The organism is Pseudomonas fluvialis (assembly GCF_002234375.1).
In the GTDB taxonomy this organism is placed as follows: Bacteria; Pseudomonadota; Gammaproteobacteria; order Pseudomonadales; family Pseudomonadaceae; genus Aquipseudomonas; species Aquipseudomonas fluvialis.
Genome location: NZ_NMQV01000002.1, coordinates 159,616 through 181,656, shown reverse-complemented (window position 1 = coordinate 181,656; position 22,041 = coordinate 159,616). Strand labels below are relative to the sequence as shown.

23 protein-coding genes and 2 tRNA genes are annotated in these 22,041 nt (G+C 63.7%); 15 read left to right on the top strand and 10 right to left on the bottom strand.

What is annotated here, in order from left to right:
• Positions 1 to 29 precede the first annotated feature (29 nt).
• From secB to CFY91_RS01520, 3 genes are read right to left on the bottom strand one after another with little or no spacing between them, the layout of a single operon-like run.
• Positions 30 to 497, bottom strand: coding sequence for a protein-export chaperone SecB (gene secB / locus CFY91_RS01530; protein ID WP_093984564.1), 468 nt, complete (start codon positions 495 to 497; stop codon positions 30 to 32).
• A 32-nt stretch (positions 498 to 529) separates the two neighbouring features.
• Positions 530 to 784: a glutaredoxin 3 gene (gene grxC, locus CFY91_RS01525; protein WP_093984563.1), complete on the bottom strand. Its 255-nt coding sequence runs from the start codon at positions 782 to 784 to the stop codon at positions 530 to 532.
• A gap of 1 nt (position 785) precedes the next feature.
• Positions 786 to 1,199, bottom strand: coding sequence for a rhodanese-like domain-containing protein (locus tag CFY91_RS01520; protein ID WP_093984562.1), 414 nt, complete (start codon positions 1,197 to 1,199; stop codon positions 786 to 788).
• 122 nt (positions 1,200 to 1,321) lie between these two features.
• Between CFY91_RS01520 and gpmI the strand changes: the two genes are divergently transcribed.
• From gpmI to CFY91_RS01505, 3 genes are all read left to right on the top strand, one after another.
• Positions 1,322 to 2,857, top strand: coding sequence for a 2,3-bisphosphoglycerate-independent phosphoglycerate mutase (gene gpmI / locus CFY91_RS01515; RefSeq protein ID WP_093984561.1), 1,536 nt, complete (start codon positions 1,322 to 1,324; stop codon positions 2,855 to 2,857).
• A gap of 173 nt (positions 2,858 to 3,030) precedes the next feature.
• Positions 3,031 to 4,272, top strand: coding sequence for a murein hydrolase activator EnvC family protein (locus CFY91_RS01510; protein WP_093984560.1), 1,242 nt, complete (start codon positions 3,031 to 3,033; stop codon positions 4,270 to 4,272).
• Between the two features lie 26 nt (positions 4,273 to 4,298).
• Positions 4,299 to 5,579, top strand: a complete 1,281-nt coding sequence (locus CFY91_RS01505; protein WP_093984559.1) for a S41 family peptidase — start codon at positions 4,299 to 4,301, stop codon at positions 5,577 to 5,579.
• A gap of 48 nt (positions 5,580 to 5,627) precedes the next feature.
• On the opposite strand, the gene CFY91_RS01500 is transcribed toward CFY91_RS01505, so the two are convergent.
• The 7 genes from CFY91_RS01500 to hisB all read right to left on the bottom strand — a co-directional run bounded on the left by CFY91_RS01500 (position 5,628) and on the right by hisB (position 11,186).
• The gene (locus tag CFY91_RS01500) at positions 5,628 to 6,383 is read right to left on the bottom strand and encodes a substrate-binding periplasmic protein (protein WP_093984558.1); all 756 of its coding nucleotides are present in this window, start codon (positions 6,381 to 6,383) and stop codon (positions 5,628 to 5,630) included.
• Between the two features lie 46 nt (positions 6,384 to 6,429).
• Positions 6,430 to 7,185, bottom strand: coding sequence for a substrate-binding periplasmic protein (locus CFY91_RS01495; RefSeq protein WP_093984557.1), 756 nt, complete (start codon positions 7,183 to 7,185; stop codon positions 6,430 to 6,432).
• An 81-nt stretch (positions 7,186 to 7,266) separates the two neighbouring features.
• Positions 7,267 to 8,022 (bottom strand): substrate-binding periplasmic protein, encoded by a 756-nt coding sequence (locus CFY91_RS01490; RefSeq protein ID WP_093984556.1) that lies wholly within the window; start codon positions 8,020 to 8,022, stop codon positions 7,267 to 7,269.
• Between the two features lie 119 nt (positions 8,023 to 8,141).
• Positions 8,142 to 8,900 (bottom strand): imidazole glycerol phosphate synthase subunit HisF, encoded by a 759-nt coding sequence (gene hisF, locus CFY91_RS01485; RefSeq protein WP_093984555.1) that lies wholly within the window; start codon positions 8,898 to 8,900, stop codon positions 8,142 to 8,144.
• Between the two features lie 95 nt (positions 8,901 to 8,995).
• Positions 8,996 to 9,739, bottom strand: coding sequence for a 1-(5-phosphoribosyl)-5-[(5-phosphoribosylamino)methylideneamino]imidazole-4-carboxamide isomerase (hisA, locus tag CFY91_RS01480; protein WP_093984591.1), 744 nt, complete (start codon positions 9,737 to 9,739; stop codon positions 8,996 to 8,998).
• Between the two features lie 217 nt (positions 9,740 to 9,956).
• On the bottom strand, positions 9,957 to 10,592 hold the full coding sequence (hisH, locus tag CFY91_RS01475) for an imidazole glycerol phosphate synthase subunit HisH (protein WP_093984554.1): 636 nt from the start codon (positions 10,590 to 10,592) through the stop codon (positions 9,957 to 9,959).
• Positions 10,593 to 11,186 (bottom strand): imidazoleglycerol-phosphate dehydratase HisB, encoded by a 594-nt coding sequence (hisB, locus tag CFY91_RS01470; RefSeq protein WP_093984553.1) that lies wholly within the window; start codon positions 11,184 to 11,186, stop codon positions 10,593 to 10,595. It lies immediately after the preceding gene.
• A gap of 123 nt (positions 11,187 to 11,309) precedes the next feature.
• Between hisB and CFY91_RS01465 the strand changes: the two genes are divergently transcribed.
• The 12 genes from CFY91_RS01465 to CFY91_RS01410 all read left to right on the top strand — a co-directional run bounded on the left by CFY91_RS01465 (position 11,310) and on the right by CFY91_RS01410 (position 21,458).
• Entirely contained in the window at positions 11,310 to 11,702 is a 393-nt protein-coding gene (locus CFY91_RS01465; RefSeq protein WP_093984552.1) for an acetyl-CoA sensor PanZ family protein, read from the top strand.
• 4 nt (positions 11,703 to 11,706) lie between these two features.
• Positions 11,707 to 12,807, top strand: coding sequence for an NAD(P)/FAD-dependent oxidoreductase (locus CFY91_RS01460; protein ID WP_093984551.1), 1,101 nt, complete (start codon positions 11,707 to 11,709; stop codon positions 12,805 to 12,807).
• A gap of 50 nt (positions 12,808 to 12,857) precedes the next feature.
• Complete coding sequence (locus CFY91_RS01455) at positions 12,858 to 15,074, top strand: AsmA family protein (protein WP_093984550.1); 2,217 nt, start codon at positions 12,858 to 12,860, stop codon at positions 15,072 to 15,074.
• A complete protein-coding gene (gene mutY / locus CFY91_RS01450; protein WP_093984549.1) occupies positions 15,071 to 16,138 on the top strand; it encodes an A/G-specific adenine glycosylase in 1,068 nt (355 codons plus the stop codon). Before CFY91_RS01455 ends, mutY begins: the two co-directional genes overlap by 4 nt.
• Positions 16,135 to 16,407 (top strand): oxidative damage protection protein, encoded by a 273-nt coding sequence (locus CFY91_RS01445; RefSeq protein WP_093984548.1) that lies wholly within the window; start codon positions 16,135 to 16,137, stop codon positions 16,405 to 16,407. Before mutY ends, CFY91_RS01445 begins: the two co-directional genes overlap by 4 nt.
• Before the next feature lie 86 nt (positions 16,408 to 16,493).
• Positions 16,494 to 16,569, top strand: a tRNA-Phe gene (locus CFY91_RS01440).
• A 350-nt stretch (positions 16,570 to 16,919) separates the two neighbouring features.
• Positions 16,920 to 17,693 (top strand): ABC transporter ATP-binding protein, encoded by a 774-nt coding sequence (locus CFY91_RS01435; RefSeq protein WP_093984547.1) that lies wholly within the window; start codon positions 16,920 to 16,922, stop codon positions 17,691 to 17,693.
• A 12-nt stretch (positions 17,694 to 17,705) separates the two neighbouring features.
• A complete protein-coding gene (locus tag CFY91_RS01430) occupies positions 17,706 to 18,458 on the top strand; it encodes an ABC transporter substrate-binding protein (protein ID WP_093984546.1) in 753 nt (250 codons plus the stop codon).
• A 49-nt stretch (positions 18,459 to 18,507) separates the two neighbouring features.
• Entirely contained in the window at positions 18,508 to 19,203 is a 696-nt protein-coding gene (locus tag CFY91_RS01425) for an ABC transporter permease (RefSeq protein ID WP_093984545.1), read from the top strand.
• Positions 19,200 to 19,889: an ABC transporter permease gene (locus tag CFY91_RS01420; protein WP_093984544.1), complete on the top strand. Its 690-nt coding sequence runs from the start codon at positions 19,200 to 19,202 to the stop codon at positions 19,887 to 19,889. The genes CFY91_RS01425 and CFY91_RS01420 overlap by 4 nt, the downstream gene beginning before the upstream one ends.
• A gap of 9 nt (positions 19,890 to 19,898) precedes the next feature.
• Positions 19,899 to 21,110 (top strand): methyltransferase, encoded by a 1,212-nt coding sequence (locus CFY91_RS01415; RefSeq protein ID WP_093984543.1) that lies wholly within the window; start codon positions 19,899 to 19,901, stop codon positions 21,108 to 21,110.
• Between the two features lie 272 nt (positions 21,111 to 21,382).
• Positions 21,383 to 21,458, top strand: a tRNA-Thr gene (locus CFY91_RS01410).
• The last annotated feature ends 583 nt before the right edge of the window (positions 21,459 to 22,041 follow it).

The window sequence follows — 22,041 nt, the reverse complement described above, 5'->3', positions numbered from 1 at the left end:
GCAGTGCCGGGGTTTTTCCCCAGCGCTGATCAGGCCTGTGCGCCGGCCTGCTGCTGGCGCGCCAGCTCCTGGGCATACAGCGCATCGAAGTTCACCGGAGCCAGCATCAGCGCGGGGAACGAGCCACGGATGACCAGGCTGTCGAGGGCTTCGCGAGCATAGGGGAACAGCAGGTTGGGACAGAAGGCGCCCAGCGTATGGCTCATCGAGGCCGGGTCGAGGCCCTGGATCAGGAAGATGCCGGCCTGCTGTACTTCCGCGATAAACGCCACTTCCTCACCGGTCTTGACGGTCACCGAGAGACTCAACACCACTTCGTGGAAGCCCGCCTCCAGTTCCTTATGCCGGGTATTGAGGTCAAGCTGCACGCTCGGCGCCCAATCCTGACGGAAGATTTCCGGGCTCTTCGGCGCTTCGAAGGACAGGTCCTTGACGTAGATGCGCTGCAGGGAGAATTGCGGGTTATGCGCTTCTTGGGCGCCGTTCTGCTCAGACATGAGAAATCCTTGGCATGGTTGATTCGAAAGTATTAATCGGCCAGCAGGGCATCAAGGCGGCCGGCGCGCTGCAGGGCATACAGGTCATCGCAGCCGCCCACATGGGTGCTGCCAATCCAGATCTGCGGTACCGAAGTACGCCCGGCCTGCCGCGCCATTTCCGCACGCAGGGCGGGATCACCATCGACACGCCGCTCTTCATAACGAACGCCCTTGTCGTCAAGCAGTTGCTTGGCGCGCAGGCAATAGGGGCAGGTCGCGGTGGTGTAGATCAGAACCTTGGGCATGTCACTTGACCAATGGCAGGTTGTCGTTGCGCCAGCTGGCAATACCGCCGGAGAGTTTGGCGGCCTTGAAGCCGGCCTTCTGCAGCTGGGCACAGAGACTACCGGAATGCTGGCCAAGGGCATCGACCAGAATCAAGGTTTTCTCTTTGTGCTTGTCCAGCTCGGCCATACGTGCGGCGAACTTGTCGTGCGGAATATGCAGGGCATCGACGATATGCCCGGCGCTGAATTCCTTCTGCGCGCGGACGTCGACTACCAGCGCCTCGCCAGAATTGACCAGTGCGGTCAGCTCACGACAGCTCAGGGCCTTGCCGCCCTTGCGCAGTTCGGAGACCAGCAAGGCCACCAGCAGGGCGACGAACAATCCACTCAGTACATAGTGGTTAGTGGCAAATTCAATCAGTTGGGCCAACATCAGAGGGTTCCACAGGCGTAAAATGGGCCCAAGTATACACAGAGCCGGCAAGCCGTGACGACACGCGCCGCAGCTCTTAAAATCCCGCCTTTCCAGCCACTGCCCAGAGCGAGCCAGCCTGCATGAGCGCCACGCCCAAACCCCTGGTCCTGATCATCCTCGACGGCTTCGGCCACAGCGACAAGCCCGAGTACAACGCCATCCACGCGGCGCATACCCCGGTCTACGATCGCCTGCGCGCCACCCAGCCGCACGGCCTGATTTCCGGCAGCGGCATGGATGTCGGCCTGCCGGACGGGCAGATGGGCAACTCCGAGGTGGGCCACATGAACCTCGGCGCCGGCCGCGTGGTGTACCAGGACTTCACCCGGGTGACCAAGGCCATCCGCGACGGTGAGTTCTTCGACAACGCCGTGATCAATGCCGCGGTGGACAAGGCCGTGATTGCCGGCAAGGCGGTGCACATCCTCGGTCTGCTCTCCGACGGCGGCGTCCACAGCCACCAGGATCACCTGGTCGCCATGGCGGAACTCGCTGCCCAGCGCGGCGCCGAGAAGATCTACCTGCATGCCTTCCTCGACGGTCGCGACACCCCGCCGCGCAGCGCCCAGCCGTCCATCGAACTGCTCGACGCCACCTTCGCCAGGCTGGGCAAAGGGCGCATTGCCAGCGTGATCGGCCGCTACTACGCGATGGACCGCGACAACCGCTGGGACCGCGTCGAGCAGGCCTGGCAGCTAATCGTCGACGGCCAGGGGCAGTTCGCCGCCGACAGCGCCAGCGAAGGCCTGGCCGCCGCCTATGCCCGCGAGGAGAGCGACGAGTTCGTCAAGGCCACCACCATCGGTGCACCGGTCAAGGTGGAAGACGGCGACGCCGTGGTGTTCATGAACTTCCGCGCCGACCGCGCCCGCGAGCTGACCCGCGCCTTTGTCGAGCCGGGCTTCCAGGAGTTCCAACGCCCGCGCGTGCCGCAACTGGCCGGCTTCGTGATGCTCACCCAGTACGCGGCAAGCATCCCCGCGCCCTGCGCCTTTGCCCCTGAATCGCTGGACAACGTGCTCGGCGAATACCTGGCGAAGAACGGCAAGACCCAGCTGCGTATTGCCGAAACCGAGAAATACGCCCACGTGACCTTCTTCTTCTCCGGCGGCCGCGAAGAACCGTTTGCCGGGGAAGAACGCATCCTGATTCCCTCGCCGAACGTCGCCACCTATGACCTGCAGCCGGAGATGAGCGCCCCCGAGGTGACCGAACGGATTGTCGAGGCCATCGAAAACCAGCGCTATGACGTGATCATCGTCAACTACGCCAACGGCGACATGGTCGGCCACACCGGGGTATTCGAGGCCGCGGTCAAGGCCGTGGAAACCCTCGACAGTTGCGTCGGGCGCATCGTCGAGGCGCTGGACAAGGTCGGTGGTGAAGCGCTGATCACCGCCGACCACGGCAACGTCGAGCAGATGGAAGATGAGTGCACCGGCCAGGCGCATACCGCGCACACCTGCGAGCCGGTGCCCTTCATCTATGTCGGCAAGCGCCCGGCGAGCATCCGCGCAGGCGGCGTACTGGCCGACGTGGCACCGACCCTGCTGACCCTGATGGGCTTGCCGGTTCCTGCGGAAATGACCGGCACCAGCATCGTCCAGCTGCACTAAGCGCTCGCCAGCGGTCGCGTGCTGCCAGCCCAGCACGTGACCGCTGAGCAGTGCACGCGCGACAGCGGCAAGCCAGCTGCGCCAACCCCATCGCTTTTCACGACTGTCGCGTGCAGCCTGCCCCGGCTTTTTTAGGCATACTAGGCCGGTCTTTTCCAGCGGTGAGCCTCGCCATGCTTCGCACCCTGTCCATCGTCCTGCTTAGCGCGTTCTGCCTGTTGGCCCAGGCCGACGAGCGTAGCGCCGCCCAGCAACAACTGGAAAAGGCCCGCCAGGACGTCGCCGAACTGCAAAAACTGCTGAAAACCCTGGAAAAAGAGAAGTCCAGCGTACAGCAGGCCCTGCAGAAGACCGAACGTGAGATGGGCGGCCTGGAGCGCGACATCAAGCACCTGCAGGAAGAGATCAAGGACAGCGAAAGCGAGCTGCAGCGGCTCGACGGTGAGAAAAAAAAACTCCAGCAATCGCGCCTTGAGCAACAGCAACTGATTGGCATCCAGGCCCGCGCCGCCTACCAGAGTGGCCGTCAGGAGCCTCTGCGCCTGCTGCTCAACCAGCAACGACCGGAACAGCTGTCACGCACCCTGACCCAGTATGAATACCTGGGGCAGGCCCGCCTGCGCCAGCTGGAAACCTTCAATGAGACCCTGCGCCAACTGGCCAATGTCGAGTACGACATCATTGCCCAGCAAAATCGCCTGGCCGAGCGCCAGCACGAGCTGCAGGGCCGCCGCGACGAGCTGGCCAAGGTGCGCCAGCAACGCCAGCAAGCCCTGGCCAAACTCAACCGGGAATACCGCAGTCGTGATCAGCGGCTGCGTGCCCGCCAGCAGGAGCAGGCCGAATTTGCCCGGGTACTGCGCACCATCGAGGAAACCCTGGCCCGCCAGGCACGTGAAGCCGAGCTGGCTCGGCAACGCGCGGCAGAAGCCCAGCGCCTGGCCCAACAAAGCACCCCCGGCACCCCTGGCAGCGGCCCGCAGGTCAGCAGCGGGAGCGGCCAGTCGGGGCCCTTTGCCCAGGCCAAAGGCAAGCTGCCCTGGCCGGTGGACGGCCGCCTGCTGGCCCGCTACGGCAGCCCGCGCGCCGGCGACGCCCGCAGCACCTGGGACGGCGTGCTGATTGGCGCCAGCGCCGGTAGCCCGGTGCGCGCCGTACATGGTGGCCGCGTAGTCTTTGCCGACTGGTTGCGTGGTGCCGGGCTGCTGGTGATCATCGACCATGGCAATGGCTATCTGAGCCTGTATGGCCATAATCAAAGCCTGTTGAAAAACCCCGGTGACCTGGTCAGCGCCGGCGAAACCATTGCCACGGTGGGCAGCAGTGGCGGCCAGCAAAGCGCCGCGCTGTACTTTGCCATTCGCCAGCAGGGGCGCCCCAGCGACCCGGCGCAGTGGTGCCGGAGCCACGGTTGATCCTTCTTTTCTGGAGTTAGCACAGCATGCTGCACCGCTTTCGCCTTACCCCTTTTGCCCTGGCCCTGAGCCTGCTGACCGGCCCTCTGCAGGCCGCCGAACCAGCGCCCGCCAAGGCGGAACTGCCGCTGGACGAGCTGCGCACCTTTGCCGAGGTGCTCGACCGCATCAAGAGTGCCTACATCGAACCCATCGACGACAAGACCCTGCTGGAAAACGCCATCAAAGGCATGCTCAGCAACCTTGACCCGCATTCGGCCTACCTCGAACCACAGGCCTTCGCCGAACTGCAGGAAAGCACCAGTGGCGAATTCGGCGGCCTGGGTATCGAGGTCGGCATGGAGGACGGCTTCCTCAAGGTCATCTCGCCCATCGACGACACCCCGGCCTCCAAGGCCGGTATCCAGCCGGGCGACCTGATCCTCAAGATCGACAACCAGCCGACCAAGGGCTGGTCGATGATGGAGGCGGTGGAGAAACTGCGTGGCAAGCCGGGCAGCAAGGTACTACTGACCCTGGTGCGTGAAGGCGGCCAGCCGTTCGATCTGCCCCTGCAGCGTGCGGTGATCAAGGTGCGCAGCGTGAAGAGCCAGTTGCTGGATGACGGTTACGGACTGATCCGCATCAGTCAGTTCCAGATCAATACCGGCGACGAAGTGGCCAAGGCGCTGAGCAAACTCAAGCGTGACAACGGCAAGCAGCCGCTCAAGGGCCTGGTACTCGACCTGCGCAACAACCCGGGGGGCGTGCTACAGGCCGCCGTCGAAGTGACCGACCACTTCCTCAGCAAGGGCTTGATCGTCTACACCGAGGGGCGTCTGGCCAACTCCGAGCTGCGCTTCTCGGCCGACCCCGAAGATGCCAGCGAGGGTGTGCCACTGGTGGTACTGATCAACGGCGGCAGCGCCTCGGCTTCGGAAATCGTTGCCGGCGCCCTGCAGGATCATCGCCGCGCAGTACTGATGGGCACCGACAGCTTCGGCAAAGGCTCGGTACAGACCATCCTGCCGCTGAACAACGAGCGCGCCCTGAAACTGACCACCGCCCTGTACTTCACGCCCAAGGGGCGTTCGATCCAGGCCCAGGGCATCGTCCCGGACATCGAGGTGGCACGCGCCCGCGTCACCCGCGAGCAGGACAACGAAGGCATCAAGGAAGCCGACCTGGCAGGCCACCTGGGCAACGGCAATGGCCAACCGGACAAGCCGCGCCGCCAGGATACGCGCAGCCCACGCCCGCAGGATGACGACTACCAACTAAGCCAGGCGCTCAACCTGCTCAAGGGCCTGAACATCACCCGCCAGTAGGGCCTGCTCGGCAGACAGGCAGCCCGGCACTCAGACCGGGCTCGCGACCTACAGGTAGCTGTTGGTCATTTCCTCGACGAAACCTTCCTGGCGCATCTCATCCAGGGCCTTCTGCAGACGCTCGACCACCTCGTCCGGGGTATCCTTGTTGAGCGCCAGGTAGAGTTGGGCCTGGTTCATCTTCAAGACCACCTTGAGTCCCTGCACGCCTTCGGCGCGCGCCATGTAGCGTCCCGCCGGATCGTCGGTGGCCCACAGGTCGATCTGCCCGGCGGCCAGCTTGCGAATGTTTTCCTGATCACGCAGCGACAGCACCAGCGGAATCTTCTGGCTTTCCAGCGACTGGCTGAGCGCGTTGTTTTTGTAGGCACCAATACGGTACTGGCTGGCTTCACTCAGGTTGTTCACCTGGATGGCACTATCGCCACGCGCCATCAGCACCCAGGAAGTTTCCCCCAGCGGCCCCACCCACTTGAACAGGGCTTCACGCTCGGCGGTACGCGTCGTGGAAAACAAGGCATAGCCGGGCTTGTCGAGGGTCAACCGGTACAGGCGATCCCAGGGAAAGCGCAGGGTCATGCTGTAGTCGATGCCGGCACGCTTGAACATCTCGCGGACAATTTCTGCACTGATGCCATCGATACCATCATCACGGGCAAAGTTCTTGTCATCCACGGCCATGTTGAATGGCGGGAAGTTTTCGGTCAGCACGACCATTTTGTAGCCTTCCGGCAGTTCGGCCTGGGCGCTGCTAGCCGCCAGCAGCAGGCTGGCACAAAGGACGCGTTTGCAAGTTTTCAGCATGATCTTGGCTCTTCAGGATTGTTGTTGTCAGATGCCAGCGGGCCTATCAAAGATAGTTGTTGACGATGTCGTCGACAAAACCCTCTTCACGCAACTTGTCCAGCTCGGCCTGCAGCTTGCTGACTACCTCGTCCGGCACTTCGCGATTCAGTGCCAGGTAAAGCTCCGCGCTATCGAAACGCAGGATGGTTTTCAGCCCGCTGATCCCCTCCTGCTTGGCCAGATAGCGGCCTGCGGGGTCGCCGGTAGCCCACAGGTCAATCTGCCCGGACTGCAGCTTCTGTGCATTGAGCTGGTCACGCAGCGCCAGCACCGGCTGCAATCCCTGTTCGAGGAGGTGCTCGGAGATGGCATCCCCCTTGTAGGCGCCCACCTGATAGCTGGCTGCCTCGGCCAGGCTGTTCAGACGAATGTTGCTGTCGGCACGGCCAAGCAGCACCCAGTCATCCGGACCAATCGGGCCGACCCATTTGAACTGCTCCTCGCGCTCCGGCAGGCGGGCGGTGACGAACACTCCATAGCCCGGCTTTTCCAGGGCCAGCTTGTAGATGCGCTCCCAGGGAAAACGCAGGGTCATGCTGTACTCGATGCCGGCACGCTTGAACATCTCGCGAATGATATCCACGGCGATGCCGTCGATATTGTCTTCCTGCGCAAAGTTCTTGCCGTTGATCGCCATGTTGTAGGGCGGGAAGTTTTCGGTGAGCAGGATAACCTTGTAGTCCGCAGGAACCTCCGCCTGAGCCAGGCCGGCCAAGGCCAGACTGGCTACAGCCAGAGAACGTTTGAGCAATTTGCGCATGGAGTCCACCCGAAAGCATGAGTTGCAATAGCGCATCCTGCGAACAGTCACGCGGCCACGCTCCCTGGCCGCGCCGGGGCGTTACAGGTACTTGGCGACGATGCGCGCCAGGGCGCCTTCCGCCTGCATTTCCTGCAACGCCTGCTGGAGTTTGTTGACCACCTCATCCGGGGTCTGCGGGTTGAGGGCCAGGTACAGGTCAGTACTGTTGAAGCGCAGCACGGTCTTCAGCCCGCTGACACCCTCCTGTTTGGCCAGGTAACGCCCGGACAGGTCACCCGTGGCCCACAGGTCGATCTGCCCCTTCTGCAGCTTGCTGAGATTCTCCTGGTCACGCAGCGACGTGCTGAAAGGAATGCCTTCGGCCTGCAGATGCTGGGAAATCGCGTCGTCCTTGTAGGCGCCGATACGATAAGCACCCGCCTGCTGCAGGTTGTCCAGGCGGATGTTGCTGTCGGCGTTGGCCAACAGCACCCAGTCATCGGTACCCAGCGGCCCCACCCACTTGAACAGCGGGCCACGCTCGCGCAGTCGGGCAATCGTGAAAACCCCGTGATTGGGATTGTCCATGGCCATCTTGTAGATACGCGCCCAGGGGAAACGCAGGGTCATGTGGTAGCTGACCCCGGCGCGCTGGAACATCTCCTGTACCAACTCGACGGCAATTCCCTGCAACTGGTCTTCACGGGCAAAATTGCGCCCGTTGCTGGCCATGTTGTAGGGCGGGAAGTTTTCGGTCAGCAGAACGATTTCCGCGACAGGCGCATCCTCGGCCTGTGCCGGCAGCCCCAGCAACAGGCCCCAGACCAAAGACAGGCTCAGCAGTATCTTGTGCATGTGTTCCCTCCACGGCTTCCATAGCCTTGCAAAGGGCGCAGCTTAATCAGCGTCGGCGGCTTGCCAAGCCCATCATGCCCAAGCTGCGACCTGCGTCATGGCAAAACACCAGACGGCAGTCAACGTACCACGATACCGCGACTGGCCAGGTAGGCCTTGGCTTCCGGCACGCTGTATTCGCCAAAGTGGAAGATGCTGGCGGCCAGCACCGCGTCGGCCTTGCCTTCGAGGATACCGGCAGCCAGGTGTTGCAGGTTGCCGACGCCGCCGGAGGCGATCACCGGGATGCCCACGCTCTCGCTGATGGCGCGGGTCACGCCGAGGTCGTAGCCGCTTTTCACGCCGTCCTGATCCATGCTGGTCAGGAGAATTTCGCCCGCGCCGAGGTCTTCCATCTTCTTCGCCCAGAGCACGGCATCCAGGCCGGTCGACTTGCGTCCGCCATGGGTGAAGATTTCCCAGCGGCCCGGGGCAACTTTTTTGGCATCGATGGCGACGACGATGCACTGCGAGCCGAAGCGCGCGGCGGCCTCGCCGACGAACTCCGGATTGAACACCGCGGCGGTGTTGATCGACACCTTGTCGGCACCGGCGTTCAGCAGGTTGCGGATGTCCTGCACGGTACGCACGCCGCCACCGACGGTGAGCGGGATGAACACCTGGCTGGCCATGCGCTCCACCGTGTGTAGGGTGGTGTCACGGCCGTCGACGCTGGCGGTAATGTCGAGGAAGGTAATCTCGTCGGCGCCCTGCTCGTCGTAGCGGCGGGCGATTTCCACCGGGTCACCGGCGTCGCGGATGTTCTCGAACTTGACGCCCTTGACCACGCGGCCATTGTCCACGTCGAGGCAGGGAATAATGCGTTTAGCGAGGGCCATGCGGGCCTCCCAATCCTGAATTCGCTGGAGGCTGGAGGCTGAAAGCTGAACGAAAAGGCAACTCGGCCATCGTCCAGCCTCCAGCCTCCAGCGCCTTATTCGTATTTCGCCTGCCGATCGCAGAAGGCTTGCGCCTCGGCGACATCCAGGGTGCCTTCATAGATGGCACGGCCGGTGATGGCGCCGATGATGCCCGGCGAGCGCGCCAGCAGCAGCTTCTCGACATCGCCGAGGTTATGGATACCGCCGGAGGCGATCACCGGGATGCGGCTGGCAACGGCCAGCGCGGCGGTGGCCTCGACGTTGCAGCCCTGCATCATGCCGTCTTTGGCGATATCGGTATAAACGATGGCGGATACACCGTCAGCTTCGAAACGCTTGGCCAGATCAGTCGCCTGCACGCTCGATACCTCGGCCCAGCCGTCGGTGGCGACGAAGCCATCCTTGGCATCCAGACCGACGATCACCTTGCCCGGGAAGGCCTTGCAGGCGTCAGTGACAAACTGCGGATCCTTCACGGCCTTGGTACCGATGATCACGTAGCTGACACCGGCGCGCACATAGTGCTCGATGGTCTCCAAGGTGCGGATGCCGCCGCCGATCTGGATCGGCAGGGTCGGGTAGCGCTTGGCGATGGCGGTGACCACTTCACCGTTGACCGGCTGGCCTTCGAAGGCGCCGTTCAGGTCGACCAGGTGCAGACGGCGGCAGCCGCCCTCGACCCACTTGGCGGCCATGCTCACCGGGTCATCGGAGAACACCGTGGAGTCTTCCATGCGGCCCTGGCGCAGACGCACGCAGGCGCCGTCCTTGAGATCGATAGCGGGGATAATCAGCATTTCAAACATCTTCCTCTTAACTGGCTCGCTTCAGGTGGTGAGCGAGCGCAGGCGAATCAAGAAGCCCGGAGCGGAGGAACCGGAATGTACTGCAGTACATGAGGATTACTCGCTTCGCTCGCCCTCCGGGCCGCATTTCATACGTTCGTCAGCGCAGCTGCCGTCCGAGCAGCGCGCGACGCAGAGTCGGCAAGCGCAGCCGCCAACTGGAGCGAGCCTAGCGGCCGTTCCAGCCGATAAAGTTCTGCAACAGCTGCAGGCCGTGGGTGTGACTCTTCTCCGGGTGGAACTGCACGGCGAACTTCGAGCCGTCGGCCAGCGCCGCGGCGAAGTCCTTGCCATAGTGACCACGCCCGACCACCTGGGCGGGATTGCCGGCGTCGATGTAGTAGCTGTGCACGAAGTAGAAACGACCCTTGTTTGGGATCTCGTGCCACAGCGGGTGGTCGATCACCTGCTCGACTTCGTTCCAGCCCATGTGCGGCACCTTCAGGTGTTCGCCCCCTTCATACAGGTCCTTGCCGAAAAAGCGCACCTGGCCGGGGAACAGACTGATGCAGTCCACGCCATCGTTCTCCTCGCTGCGCTCCAGCAGGGCCTGCATGCCGACGCAGATGCCAAGGAACGGACGGTCAGCGCTGACCTCGCGCACCAGGCTGTCGAAGCCCAGGCGCTTGATCTCGGCCATGCAGTCGCGGATCGCCCCAACCCCGGGGAACACCACGCGGTCAGCCTCGCGGATCACATTGGCGTCGCTGGTCACCAGCACCCGGCCGGCGCCGACATGCTCCAGCGCCTTGGCCACCGAGTGCAGGTTGCCCATGCCATAGTCGATTACTGCAACGGTCTGCACTTACAAGCACCCTTTGGTCGACGGCATCTGCCCGGCCATGCGCGGGTCCAGTTCGATGGCCATGCGTAGGGCGCGGCCAAAGGCCTTGAACACCGTCTCGATCTGGTGGTGGGTGTTGTGCCCGCGCAGGTTGTCGATGTGCAGGGTCACCAAGGCGTGGTTGACGAAGCCCTGGAAGAACTCCTGGAACAGGTCCACGTCGAAGCCGCCGACCACCGCGCGGGTGAAGGGCACATGCATCTGCAGGCCGGGACGACCGGAGAAATCGATCACCACGCGCGACAGGGCTTCGTCCAGCGGCACATAGGAGTGGCCGTAACGGGTCATGCCCTTCTTGTCGCCGACGGCCTTGGCGAACGCCTGGCCGAGGGTGATGCCGACGTCTTCCACGGTGTGGTGATCGTCGATATGCAGGTCGCCCTTGCAGTGGATGTCCAGGTCGATCAGGCCGTGACGGGCAATCTGGTCGAGCATGTGCTCGAGGAAAGGCACGCCAATATCAAACTTGGCCTTGCCAGTGCCATCCAGATTGATCGAGACCTTGACCTGGGTCTCCAGGGTATTGCGCTCGACGCATGCCGTACGCTCGGCCATGTGCAACTCCGGGATAAATGCTGCGGAAAGGCCGCCATTATAGGCCGGGCGCAGCGGGCCCGGCTACCGGCCGCCCGGCCAGCGGGTTTACACTCGCCCGCCTAGCCACCCGAGGACCGCCGCATGCCCGTTGTCGTCGAATTTGTCCGCCAGCCCAGCGCGCAGGATCGTCTTGACCTGGCGAAAATCTATGCCGAGGCGCCCGACTGGCTGCTGGCCCCCTACAAAGACGCACAACATCTGCTGGATAGCCTGCTGGACAGCGGCCAGTTGCTGGCCGGGCGCTTCAACGACCGCCTGCTCGGTGCCGCCTGCGTGTCGCGCAGCGCTGAAGGCTGGCAGCTGTCACACCTCTGCGTCCGCCAGGTCACCCGGCGTCGTGGGGTGGCCCGGCGCCTCTACGCGGAGGCCTGCCGTCTGGCCGCTGAAGCCGGACAAGCGCTGCACTGGCAGGCGCCGCCAGGTCTGGACAGCGCACTGCAGGTCATCCTGCAGAGCAAGACCCAGGCCGGCTGAGCCGATGCACCAGGTCGACCTGCTGATCATCGGCGCCGGCGCCATCGGCCTGGCCTGCGCCGCACGTCTTGCATCGCCCACACGCAGCTGCCTGATCATCGAAGCGCAGGCGCTGATCGGCAGCCACGCCTCCAGCCGCAACTCCGAAGTCATCCACGCCGGTCTCTACTACCCACCCGGCTCGCTCAAGGCCAGCCTGTGCCTGGAAGGCCGCGAACGCCTGTATGCCTGGTGCGCCAGGCAGCACATCGCCCACCGCCGCCTGGGCAAGCTGCTGGTGGCCGTGGACGAAGAGGAGCTGCCCGCCCTGCAGCGTCTGGCCGAGAATGCCCGGGCCTGTGGCGTAGACGACCTGCAACCACTCGATGCCGCACAACTGCGCCAGCGCGAGCCGGCCCTGCGTGGTGTGGCCGCCCTACACTCGCCGAGCACCGGCATCTTCGACAGCCACGCCTACCTGCAATCCCTGCTGGCTCACGCCGAACGACAGGGCGCGCAGCTGATCCTGCATACCCGCGCCACGCACCTTGAGCCATACGCCGGCGGCTGGCGGGTCAGCGGGCTGAGTGCCGGCGAGCCCTTTCAACTGCGCGCCGGCCAGGTGATCAATGCTGCCGGCTTCGCCGCACCCGCGCTGGCCCAGGCTACCCAGGGACTGACCGGCGTGCCTCGTCAGCATCTCTGCCAGGGACGCTACTTCAGCTACAGCGGGCGCAGCCCGTTCAGCCAGCTGATCTACCCGCTGCCTGCGGCCAACACGGCCGGGCTGGGCATCCACGCCACCCTCGACCTGGCCGGCCAGCTACGTTTCGGCCCCGACGTCCATTACCTGAACGAACTCGACTACCAGGTGGATGCCAGCCTGCGCGAGCCGTTTGCCGCCGCCATCGCCCGCTACTATCCGGGCATCGACCCGGCACGCCTGCAACCGGCTTACAGTGGCGTACGGCCGAAACTCAGCGGCGCCGGGGAACCGGCCGCCGACTTCGTCATCCAAACCCCCGGGGATCACGGCCTGCCCGGCCTGGTCAACCTGTTCGGCATCGAATCGCCGGGACTGACCGCCAGCCTGGCCATCGCCGAACGCGTCGCCGCCGCCCTGTGAGGCAGCGGTATACTCCCCGCCCCGGACCCTGTTGAAACAAGGACAGCTTGATGAAAGCGCTCGGCAAAATCCTCGGCCTGCTGCTGCTTGGCCTGCTTCTGCTGCTGGTAGCCCTGGGCCTGGCACTCACTCACCTGTTCGATCCCAATGACTACAAGGACGAGATCAGCCAGCTGGCCCGCGACAAGGCCGGCGTAGAACTGCGCCTGCAGGGCGACATCGGCTGGAGCCTGTTCCCCTGGCTGGGCCTGGAACTGAGCGACGCAACCATTGCCAGCCTGCAACAACCCGAACAGCCCCTGGCACGGGTACGCCTGCTGGGCCTGTCGGTGCGGGTCATGCCCCTGCTGCGCCGCGAAGTACAGATGAGCGCCATCCGGGTCGACGGCCTGGAGCTCGACTTGCAGCGCGACGCCCAGGGCCGTGGCAACTGGCAGCAACTTGGCCAGGCGCAGACCGCAACGCCCAGCGATAGCCGTCCCGCTACTGGCGCGCAGCCCGCCAGCCCGCCGCCCGCCGCGCCGCAGAGCAGCACGCAGGCCGTGCGTCTGGACATCGACAGCCTGACCCTGAGCAACGCGCGGATTCGCTACCAGGACCTGGCCAGCGGCCAGCAGTACAGCCTGGAGGGTATCCAGCTGAGTACCGGGGCGATTACCGAAGGGCAAAGCATCCCGATCAAGCTGTCCGGCTTTTTCGCCAATAACCAGCCCGTGCTGCGCGCCAAGGCCGAACTCAGCGGCAAACTGCGCTTCGAGCGCAGCCTGCAGCGCTACCAGCTGGAAGACCTGCAGCTGCAGGGCGAAGCCTCCGGCGAACCCCTGCAAGGCAAGACGCTGACGTTCAGCAGCCAGGGCCAACTGCTGCTCGACCAGGCCGCCCAAATTGCTGAATGGAGCAGCTTCAAGCTCAGCGCCAACCAACTGCGTGCCATCGGCGAGCTGCGCCTGCGCGAACTGGACAAGGGCGGCCAGCTGGAAGGCGGACTATCCCTGGCCCCCTTCAACCTGCGCGAGTTCCTCACCGGCCTGGGCATCGAACTACCGGCGATGAACGATGCCGGCGCCCTCGAGCAGTTCGAACTGAGCGCCCGTCTCAGCGGCAACAGCCAGAGCCTGAACCTGCAGGATCTCAAGCTACGCCTCGACGACAGCCGCTTCACCGGCCAGATCGCCGTCAGCGACTGGCAACGCCAGGCCCTGCGCCTGCAACTGCAGGGTGATCGCCTCGACCTCGACCGCTACCTGCCGCCAAAAGCCGCTGAACAACCCAGCCAGCGCCAGGGCGAAGTCCGCGAAGCGCTGGCCCGCGCCGGCAGCAGCGGCACCAGCGAACTGCCTGGCGCGCCGACCCAGCAGGCCTGGAGCCAGAGCGAGATGCTGCCCCTGGCCCGCCTGCGCCCGCTCGACCTGCAGGCCAGCCTGAGCCTTGGCCAGCTAAACTACGACGGCCTGCCTCTACGCAACCTGCAATTACAGCTGCACGCCAAACAGGGGCGTCTGACCCTTAAACAGCTGCGCAGCGAACTGTTCGACGGGCGCCTTGAAGCCACCGGCGAAGCCGATCTGCGCGAGCAGCCGATTCGCCTGAGCCTCAACAAAACCCTCAGCCGTCTGCCGCTGGAGCAACTGTTCAAAGCCCAGGGCGAATCGCTGCCGCTGCGCGGCCGGCTCGACCTGCAGGCTCAACTGACCACCCAGGGCAATAGCCAGCAGGCCTGGGTCGATGCCCTCAGTGGCGACATGCGTTTCGCCGTGCTGGATGGCGTACTGCTCGATGCCAACCTCGAACAGCAGTTATGCCAGGGCATTGCCACGCTCAATCGCCAGCCGCTGAGCAACCCGCCAAGCGGTCGCGACACCCCGTTCCAGCGCCTCGATGGCAGCCTGCGCATTCGCAACGGCGTGGCCAACAACCCGGACCTGCAGGTGCGCCTGCCCGGCCTGAGCGTCAAGGGCCAGGGCGACATCGACCTGCGCGTACTGGGCATGGATTATCGTGCCGGCATCACCCTGGAAGGCGACCAGCGGGAAATGCCCGACCCAGCCTGCCAGGTCAATGAACGCTACCAGGGCATCGAATGGCCGCTGCGCTGCCGCGGCCCACTGGAGCTGGGCGGCAAGGCCTGCCGCCTGGACAAGGACGGCCTGGGCAAGATCGCGGCGCGCCTGGCCGGCAGCAAGCTGACCGAAAAACTTGAGGAAAAACTCGGCGACAAAGTCAGCCCGGAACTCAAGGACGCCCTGCGCGGCCTGTTCAAGCAATGACCACCCACACGTTCGCCGATGCCGTGCTGGCCTGGTATGACCAGCACGGCCGCAAGGACCTGCCCTGGCAGCAGGACATCAGCCCCTATCGGGTATGGGTGTCGGAAATCATGCTGCAACAAACCCAGGTCGCCACCGTGCTGGGCTACTTCGAACGCTTCATGCAGGCCCTGCCCAGCGTGCAGGCCCTGGCGGCGGCGCATGAAGACGAAGTGCTGCACCTGTGGACCGGACTGGGCTACTACAGCCGCGCCCGCAACCTGCACAAAACCGCACAGATCATCGTTACCCAGCATGCCGGGGAGTTCCCGCGCAGCGTCGAGCAACTGGCCGAGCTGCCAGGCATCGGTCGCTCTACCGCAGGCGCCATCGCCAGCCTGAGCATGGGGCTACGCGCAGCTATCCTGGATGGCAACGTCAAGCGGGTACTGGCGCGCTATGCCGCGCTGCCTGGCTACCCGGGGGAAAGCGCCGTGGCCCGCCAGCTATGGGCACTGGCCGAGCAGCTGACGCCCACGCAACGCGTCAACCACTACACCCAGGCGATGATGGACCTGGGCGCCACGCTGTGCACCCGCAGCAAACCCAGCTGCCTGCTCTGCCCGCTGCGCGACAGCTGCCGCGCCCACCAGCTTGGCTGCCCCAGCGCCTACCCAGAGCCCAAGCCCCGCCGGCAACTGCCCCAGCGCCAGACCCTGATGGCGCTGCTGAGCAATCCGCAGGGTGACATCCTGCTCTATCGCCGCCCTTCAAGCGGGCTATGGGGCGGGCTGTGGAGCCTGCCGGAAGTCAGCACGCTGGCCCACCTCGAAAGCCTGGCCAGCCAGCACGGTCTGCAACTGGGCGCGCGCCAGGCACTGCCCACGCTGAGTCATACCTTCAGCCACTTCCAGCTACACATAGAACCCTGGCTGGTGCACTGCCAGCAGGTTGCCCCGCGCATGGCCGAAGGCGACTGGCTCTGGTATAACCTCGCCAGCCCGCCGCGCCTGGGCCTGGCAGCCCCGGTAAAGACCCTGCTCAAGCGCGCCGCCCACGCATTGCCCGAAGGAGAGTCGCGATGACCCGTACCGTACTGTGCCGCAAGCACAAGCAAGAACTTCCCGGCCTCGATCGTCCGCCCTATCCTGGCGCCAAGGGTGAAGACATCTTCCAGAACGTCTCACGCCAGGCCTGGGACGAATGGCAGAAGCACCAGACCATGCTGATCAACGAGCGCCGGCTGAACATGATGAACGCCGAAGACCGCAAGTTCCTCCAGCAGGAAATGGACAAGTTCCTCAGCGGCGAGGACTACGCCAAAGCTGAAGGCTATGTGCCGCCCAGCGCCTGAGCATCGCTAAGCGCCCGGAATAATTAAATATTTTTCGGGCGCAGGGTTGACACTAGTGCACAAAGCCCGTTTAATTGCGCCCCGTTGCCCAGATAGCTCAGTCGGTAGAGCAGGGGATTGAAAATCCCCGTGTCGGCGGTTCGATTCCGTCTCTGGGCACCACTCTTACGTTTGAACGGCCTTGCCGATCAAACACTTAAAACCCGCCTAGTGCGGGTTTTTTGTTGTCTAGGGTGCTTGCCAGCCGCGACCACCCGTCGCGCAGCCAGCACCAGCCAGATCAGCTAAAGTGCCAGCCGCGCGCGCTGCCCGGCATTCTTTGCCCCTGGCGACAGGCAGCTGCAACAATGCGACAGCCCAGGCCCGGCAACCCGGCTCAACGCCCATGCGGCTTGGCGCTGGGCAAAACGCTATGCTAGCTTGACCGCCAGCAAACCAGTGGATCGCCCGGCCGCTGCCACTTCTGCCAGGAAGGCACATACACCCATAACCAGCCAACAAAGAGAATCGCCATGGCCGAGGCCACCCCCGCACTGGAAGTTCGCAACCTGCACAAGCGCTACGGTGACCTGGAGGTGCTCAAGGGCATTTCCCTCACCGCCCGCGACGGTGATGTGATTTCCATCCTCGGCTCCTCAGGCTCCGGCAAGTCGACCTTCCTGCGCTGCATCAACCTGCTGGAAAACCCTCACCAGGGACAGATCATCGTCGCCGGCGAAGAACTCAAGCTCAAAGCGGCGAAGAACGGCGAGCTGGTCGCTGCCAGCCACAAGCAGATCAACCGCATCCGCAGCGAGCTGGGTTTCGTGTTCCAGAATTTCAACCTCTGGCCGCACATGAGCATCCTCGACAACATCATCGAGGCACCGCGTCGCGTGCTGGGCCTGAGCAAGGCCGAAGCGATCGACAGCGCCGAAGCCCTGCTGGCCAAGGTCGGTATTGCCGACAAACGCCACAGCTACCCCAACCAGCTGTCCGGCGGGCAGCAGCAACGCGCAGCGATCGCCCGCACCCTGGCCATGCAGCCCAAGGTCATCCTGTTCGACGAGCCCACTTCGGCACTCGATCCGGAAATGGTGCAGGAAGTCCTCAGCGTTATCCGTGCGCTGGCCGAAGAAGGCCGTACCATGCTGCTGGTGACCCACGAGATGAACTTTGCCCGCCAGGTATCCAGTGAAGTGGTATTCCTTCACCAGGGCCTGGTCGAGGAGCAAGGCCCGCCCGACCAGGTGTTCGACAACCCCCAGTCGGCCCGCTGCAAGCAATTCATGTCCAGCAATCGCTAACGGAGCTCCACCATGCAGAACTACAAGAAGATCCTGCTCGCTGCTGCTGCCACCCTGGCCTTCGGCGCCCAGGCCGTTGCCGCGGAAAAACTCAAGCTCGGCACCGAAGGCGCCTACCCGCCCTTCAACCTGATCGACGCCAGTGGTCAAGTCGGTGGTTTCGACGTGGAAATCGGCCAGGCACTGTGCGCCAAGATGGCGGTTGAGTGCGAAGTGGTCACTTCCGACTGGGACGGCATCATCCCGGCACTGAATGCCAGGAAGTTCGACTTCCTCATTGCCTCCATGTCGATCACCGAAGAGCGCAAGGCTGCAGTCGACTTCACCGAGCCCTACTACACCAACAAGCTGCAGTTCGTGGCGCCCAAGGGTGGCGAATTCAAGACCGACAAGGCCAGCCTCAAGGGCAAGGTGATTGGCGCCCAACGCGCGACCATCGCCGGCACCTGGCTGGAAGACAACCTCGACGGCGTGGTCGATATCAAACTGTACGACACCCAGGAAAACGCCTATCTCGACCTGTCGTCCGGACGCCTCGACGGCATCCTCGCCGACACCTTCGTGCAATGGGAATGGCTGAAAAGCGATGCCGGCCAGTCCTTCGAGTTCAAGGGTGAGCCGGTCTTCGACAACGACAAGATCGGCATTGCCGTACGCAAGAACGATCCGCTGCGCGAGCGCCTGAACAAGGCCCTGGCGGAGATCGTCGAAGACGGCACCTACAAGAAGATCAACGACAAGTACTTCCCGTTCAGCATCTACTGATGCCACCGGCCGGGGCCTCCGCCCCGGCCCTGCCTTGCGTAGTTAAGCAATGACCCCAGACCTTCACGGATTCGGCCCGGCCCTGGCTGCCGGCACCTGGATGACCATTCAGCTGGCCCTCGCCGCGCTGGCGGTCGGCCTGGTGCTGGGCCTGCTCGGCGCCCTGGCCAAAACCTCGTCCTACAAGCCTCTGCAATGGTTGGGCAGCAGCTATTCGACCATCGTACGTGGCGTGCCGGAGCTGCTCTGGGTACTGCTCATCTATTTCGGCACGGTCGGCCTGATGCGTAGCCTGGCCGACTGGCTGGGCCTGGAAAGCCTGGAACTGAACGCCTTTGCCGCCGGCACCATCGCCCTTGGCCTGTGCTTCGGCGCCTATGCCACCGAGGTCTTCCGGGGTGCCATCCTGGCCATTCCCAGAGGTCATCGCGAAGCCGGTCTGGCCCTGGGCCTGTCGCGCCCGCGCATTCTCTGGACGATCATCCTGCCGCAAATGTGGCGCATCGCCCTGCCAGGCCTGGGCAATCTGTTCATGATCCTCATGAAGGACACCGCGCTGGTTTCGGTGATCGGCCTTGAGGAAATCATGCGTCGTTCGCAGATCGCCGTAACGGCCAGCAAAGAGCCCTTCACTTTCTACATGGTTGCCGCCTTCATCTACCTGGGGCTGACCATCCTCGCCATGACTGGCATGTACTTCCTGGAAAAACGAGCCAACCGCGGCTTCGTGCGGAGCGCGTCATGAACTGGGACGTCATCATCAAATGGTTGCCACGCCTGACCGAAGGCGCCTTGCTGACCCTGGAACTGGTCGCCATCGCGGTGATCGCCGGCCTGCTGCTGGCCATCCCGCTGGGTATCGCCCGCGCCTCGCGCCACTGGTATGTGCGCGCCCTGCCCTTTGGCTACATCTTCTTCTTCCGCGGCACACCACTGCTGCTGCAGCTATTCCTGGTGTACTACGGCATGGCGCAGTTCGACGTGATCCGCCAGGGGCCGCTGTGGCCCTACCTGCGTGACCCTTACTGGTGCGCCATCATCACCATGACCCTGCATACCGCAGCCTATATCGCGGAAATTCTCCGAGGTGCCATCCAGGCCATCCCCCCCGGCGAAATCGAAGCTGCACGCGCCCTGGGCATGGGCCGCCGCCAGACCCTGCTGCACATCATCCTGCCGCGCGCTGCACGCATCGGCCTGCCGGCCTACAGCAACGAAGTAATCCTGATGCTCAAGGCCAGCGCCCTGGCCAGCACCATCACCCTGCTCGAACTGACCGGCATGGCGCGCACCATCATTGCCCGCACCTACCTGCCGGTAGAGATCTTCTTTGCCGCCGGCCTGTTCTACCTGCTGATCGCCTTTGTCCTGGTCCAGGCCTTCAAGCTGCTCGAGCGTTGGCTACGCGTCGATGCCTGCCAGGGGCGCTGAGAGCGAGCAATGATCCTCAGCGGCAACGCACTGGCCGAGCGTTTCCAGGCACTGGACGCCTTCCTCGGCCAGCATCAGGATATCTGGCGACCGCGCCCGTTCACCCTGCTGGAGCTGCCCTGGGAAACCCGGCACCCCATCTTGGCCAACTGGCTGCGCGCGCGCAGCCTGGAGCAAGCCGAAACCCAGCACAATCACCCCGAACAGCTGACCGAGGCGCCACCGCCCTACCCCGAACTGGCCGCACAGGCCAGGCAGCTGATCAGCCTGGGGCAATTTCCCAGCCATTCATTGGGCGATACACCACACAGCCTGTTCGTCGACGTCCCCGGACGCAAACGCCAGCAAATCGAAGCCTTCGCCAGCTGCCTGCCGTTTCGCACTCAGCCAACACACTGGCTCGACTGGTGTTCCGGCAAGGGGCACCTGGGTCGCCTGCTAGCCTGGCCCACGCAGCAACTGACCTGCCTGGAGAGCGACCCGGCACTGGTAGCCAGCGGCGCACAGCTCAGCCAGCGCCTGCACCTACAGGCCACACACCGCCAGCAGGACGTGCTGGCCAACGACAGCGCTGCCGCCCTGCATAGCGATCACACCCCGGTAGCCCTGCACGCCTGTGGCGACCTGCACGTGCGCCTGCTGCAACTGGCCAGCGCCGCCGGCTGCCCGCGCCTGGCCGTGGCCCCCTGCTGTTACAACCGCATCAGCACCGCGTACTACCAGCCACTCAGCCGCCCGGCGCAACAGTCCACCTTGCAGCTGTCACTGGATGACCTGCGCCTGCCGCTCAGTGAAACCGTCACTGCCAGCTCACGTACGCGACGCCAACGCGACCAGTCGATGGCCTGGCGCCTGGCCTTCGACCTGCTGCAGCGAGAACTGCGTAACAGCACGGAGTACCTACCCACTCCCTCGCTGCCCGCAGACTGGCTACACAAGCCCTTTGCCGACTACTGCCGAGACCTTGCCGCGCTCAAGCAACTCCCGCCGCCGCCTCCGCGCAACTGGTCGGCGCTTGAGCAACAGGGCTGGCAACGTCTGGCCGTAGTACGCAATCTGGAGCTGCCACGCGCCCTGTTCCGCCGCCCACTGGAACTCTGGCTGCTCCTCGACCGCGCCCTCTACCTGCAGGAACAGGGCTACCAGGTGCAGCTCGGACTGTTTTGCGCCAGCCAGCTGACCCCCCGCAACCTGCTCCTACTCGCTGAGCGCTCCGCCTGAACTATTCCACAGTATCTGTGGATAACTCTGTTGATGAGCCTGGGATCAATGCCTGCAAGCCGCGTCACATCAGCCGTGCAAGGACCTGTCTAGTTTTCAGGCATCCCCGTTAAAACTTTAAAATTCAAACAGTTACGAAAAACCGAGAAGCAGCGCACAAAGGCTGCCACACGCACTACATAGCCCGAGCCTATTGTGCATAACCACTACCAGGCCAGCGTCCAGCAAACCCCTTTACTCGCCCCGCGCAATGGCTATAATGGCCGCCCCTAGCCGGTATAGCTCAGCTGGTAGAGCAACTGACTTGTAATCAGTAGGTCCCGGGTTCGACTCCTGGTGCCGGCACCATATAAATCAACGACTTAGGCTCGCAGCAATGCGGGCCTTTGTTGTTTCTGGGGTATCTGCTCCCCGTATTGCTCCCCGTTGAGCACGCTACTAGGCAGCTTGCCACGCCCCTGTCTCGCCCTCACCTGCATTGCCGGTGGCTTCTGCCTATCGCAAACTGAACTGAACACGACGAAGCCGAATCGTCGGCGGCTTAACCGAACCGAAAGGCAGCAATGTACAAGACGGACAACTGCGACAAGGAAGGCAGCCAAGGCAAGGCGAAGGTAGACGAAGAGGATGACCTGTCGTACCTCGACAGGCCAATGATCTCCTAAGGGCTGCGCACAATCCCGAAGCCACAGCCGCGAATTAGGGTCTGGTTGCGAAGAGTCTTCGGAAAAGCAACCTGAATGAAATGTTAAATTTTGACAACCTCTGGTATCAGGGTAGAAGGCGAGACAGCGCACGACCGGCACGTCGCTCAACACTGGAAATCACTGCTGAGACATCCGCTAAGGCTCGATCATCCACTTGCTTGAGCTGCTCAATCTTTCGCTCGAACGTCCGCCAGTGCATACCCTTGGGCTTGGGGATGCACTCT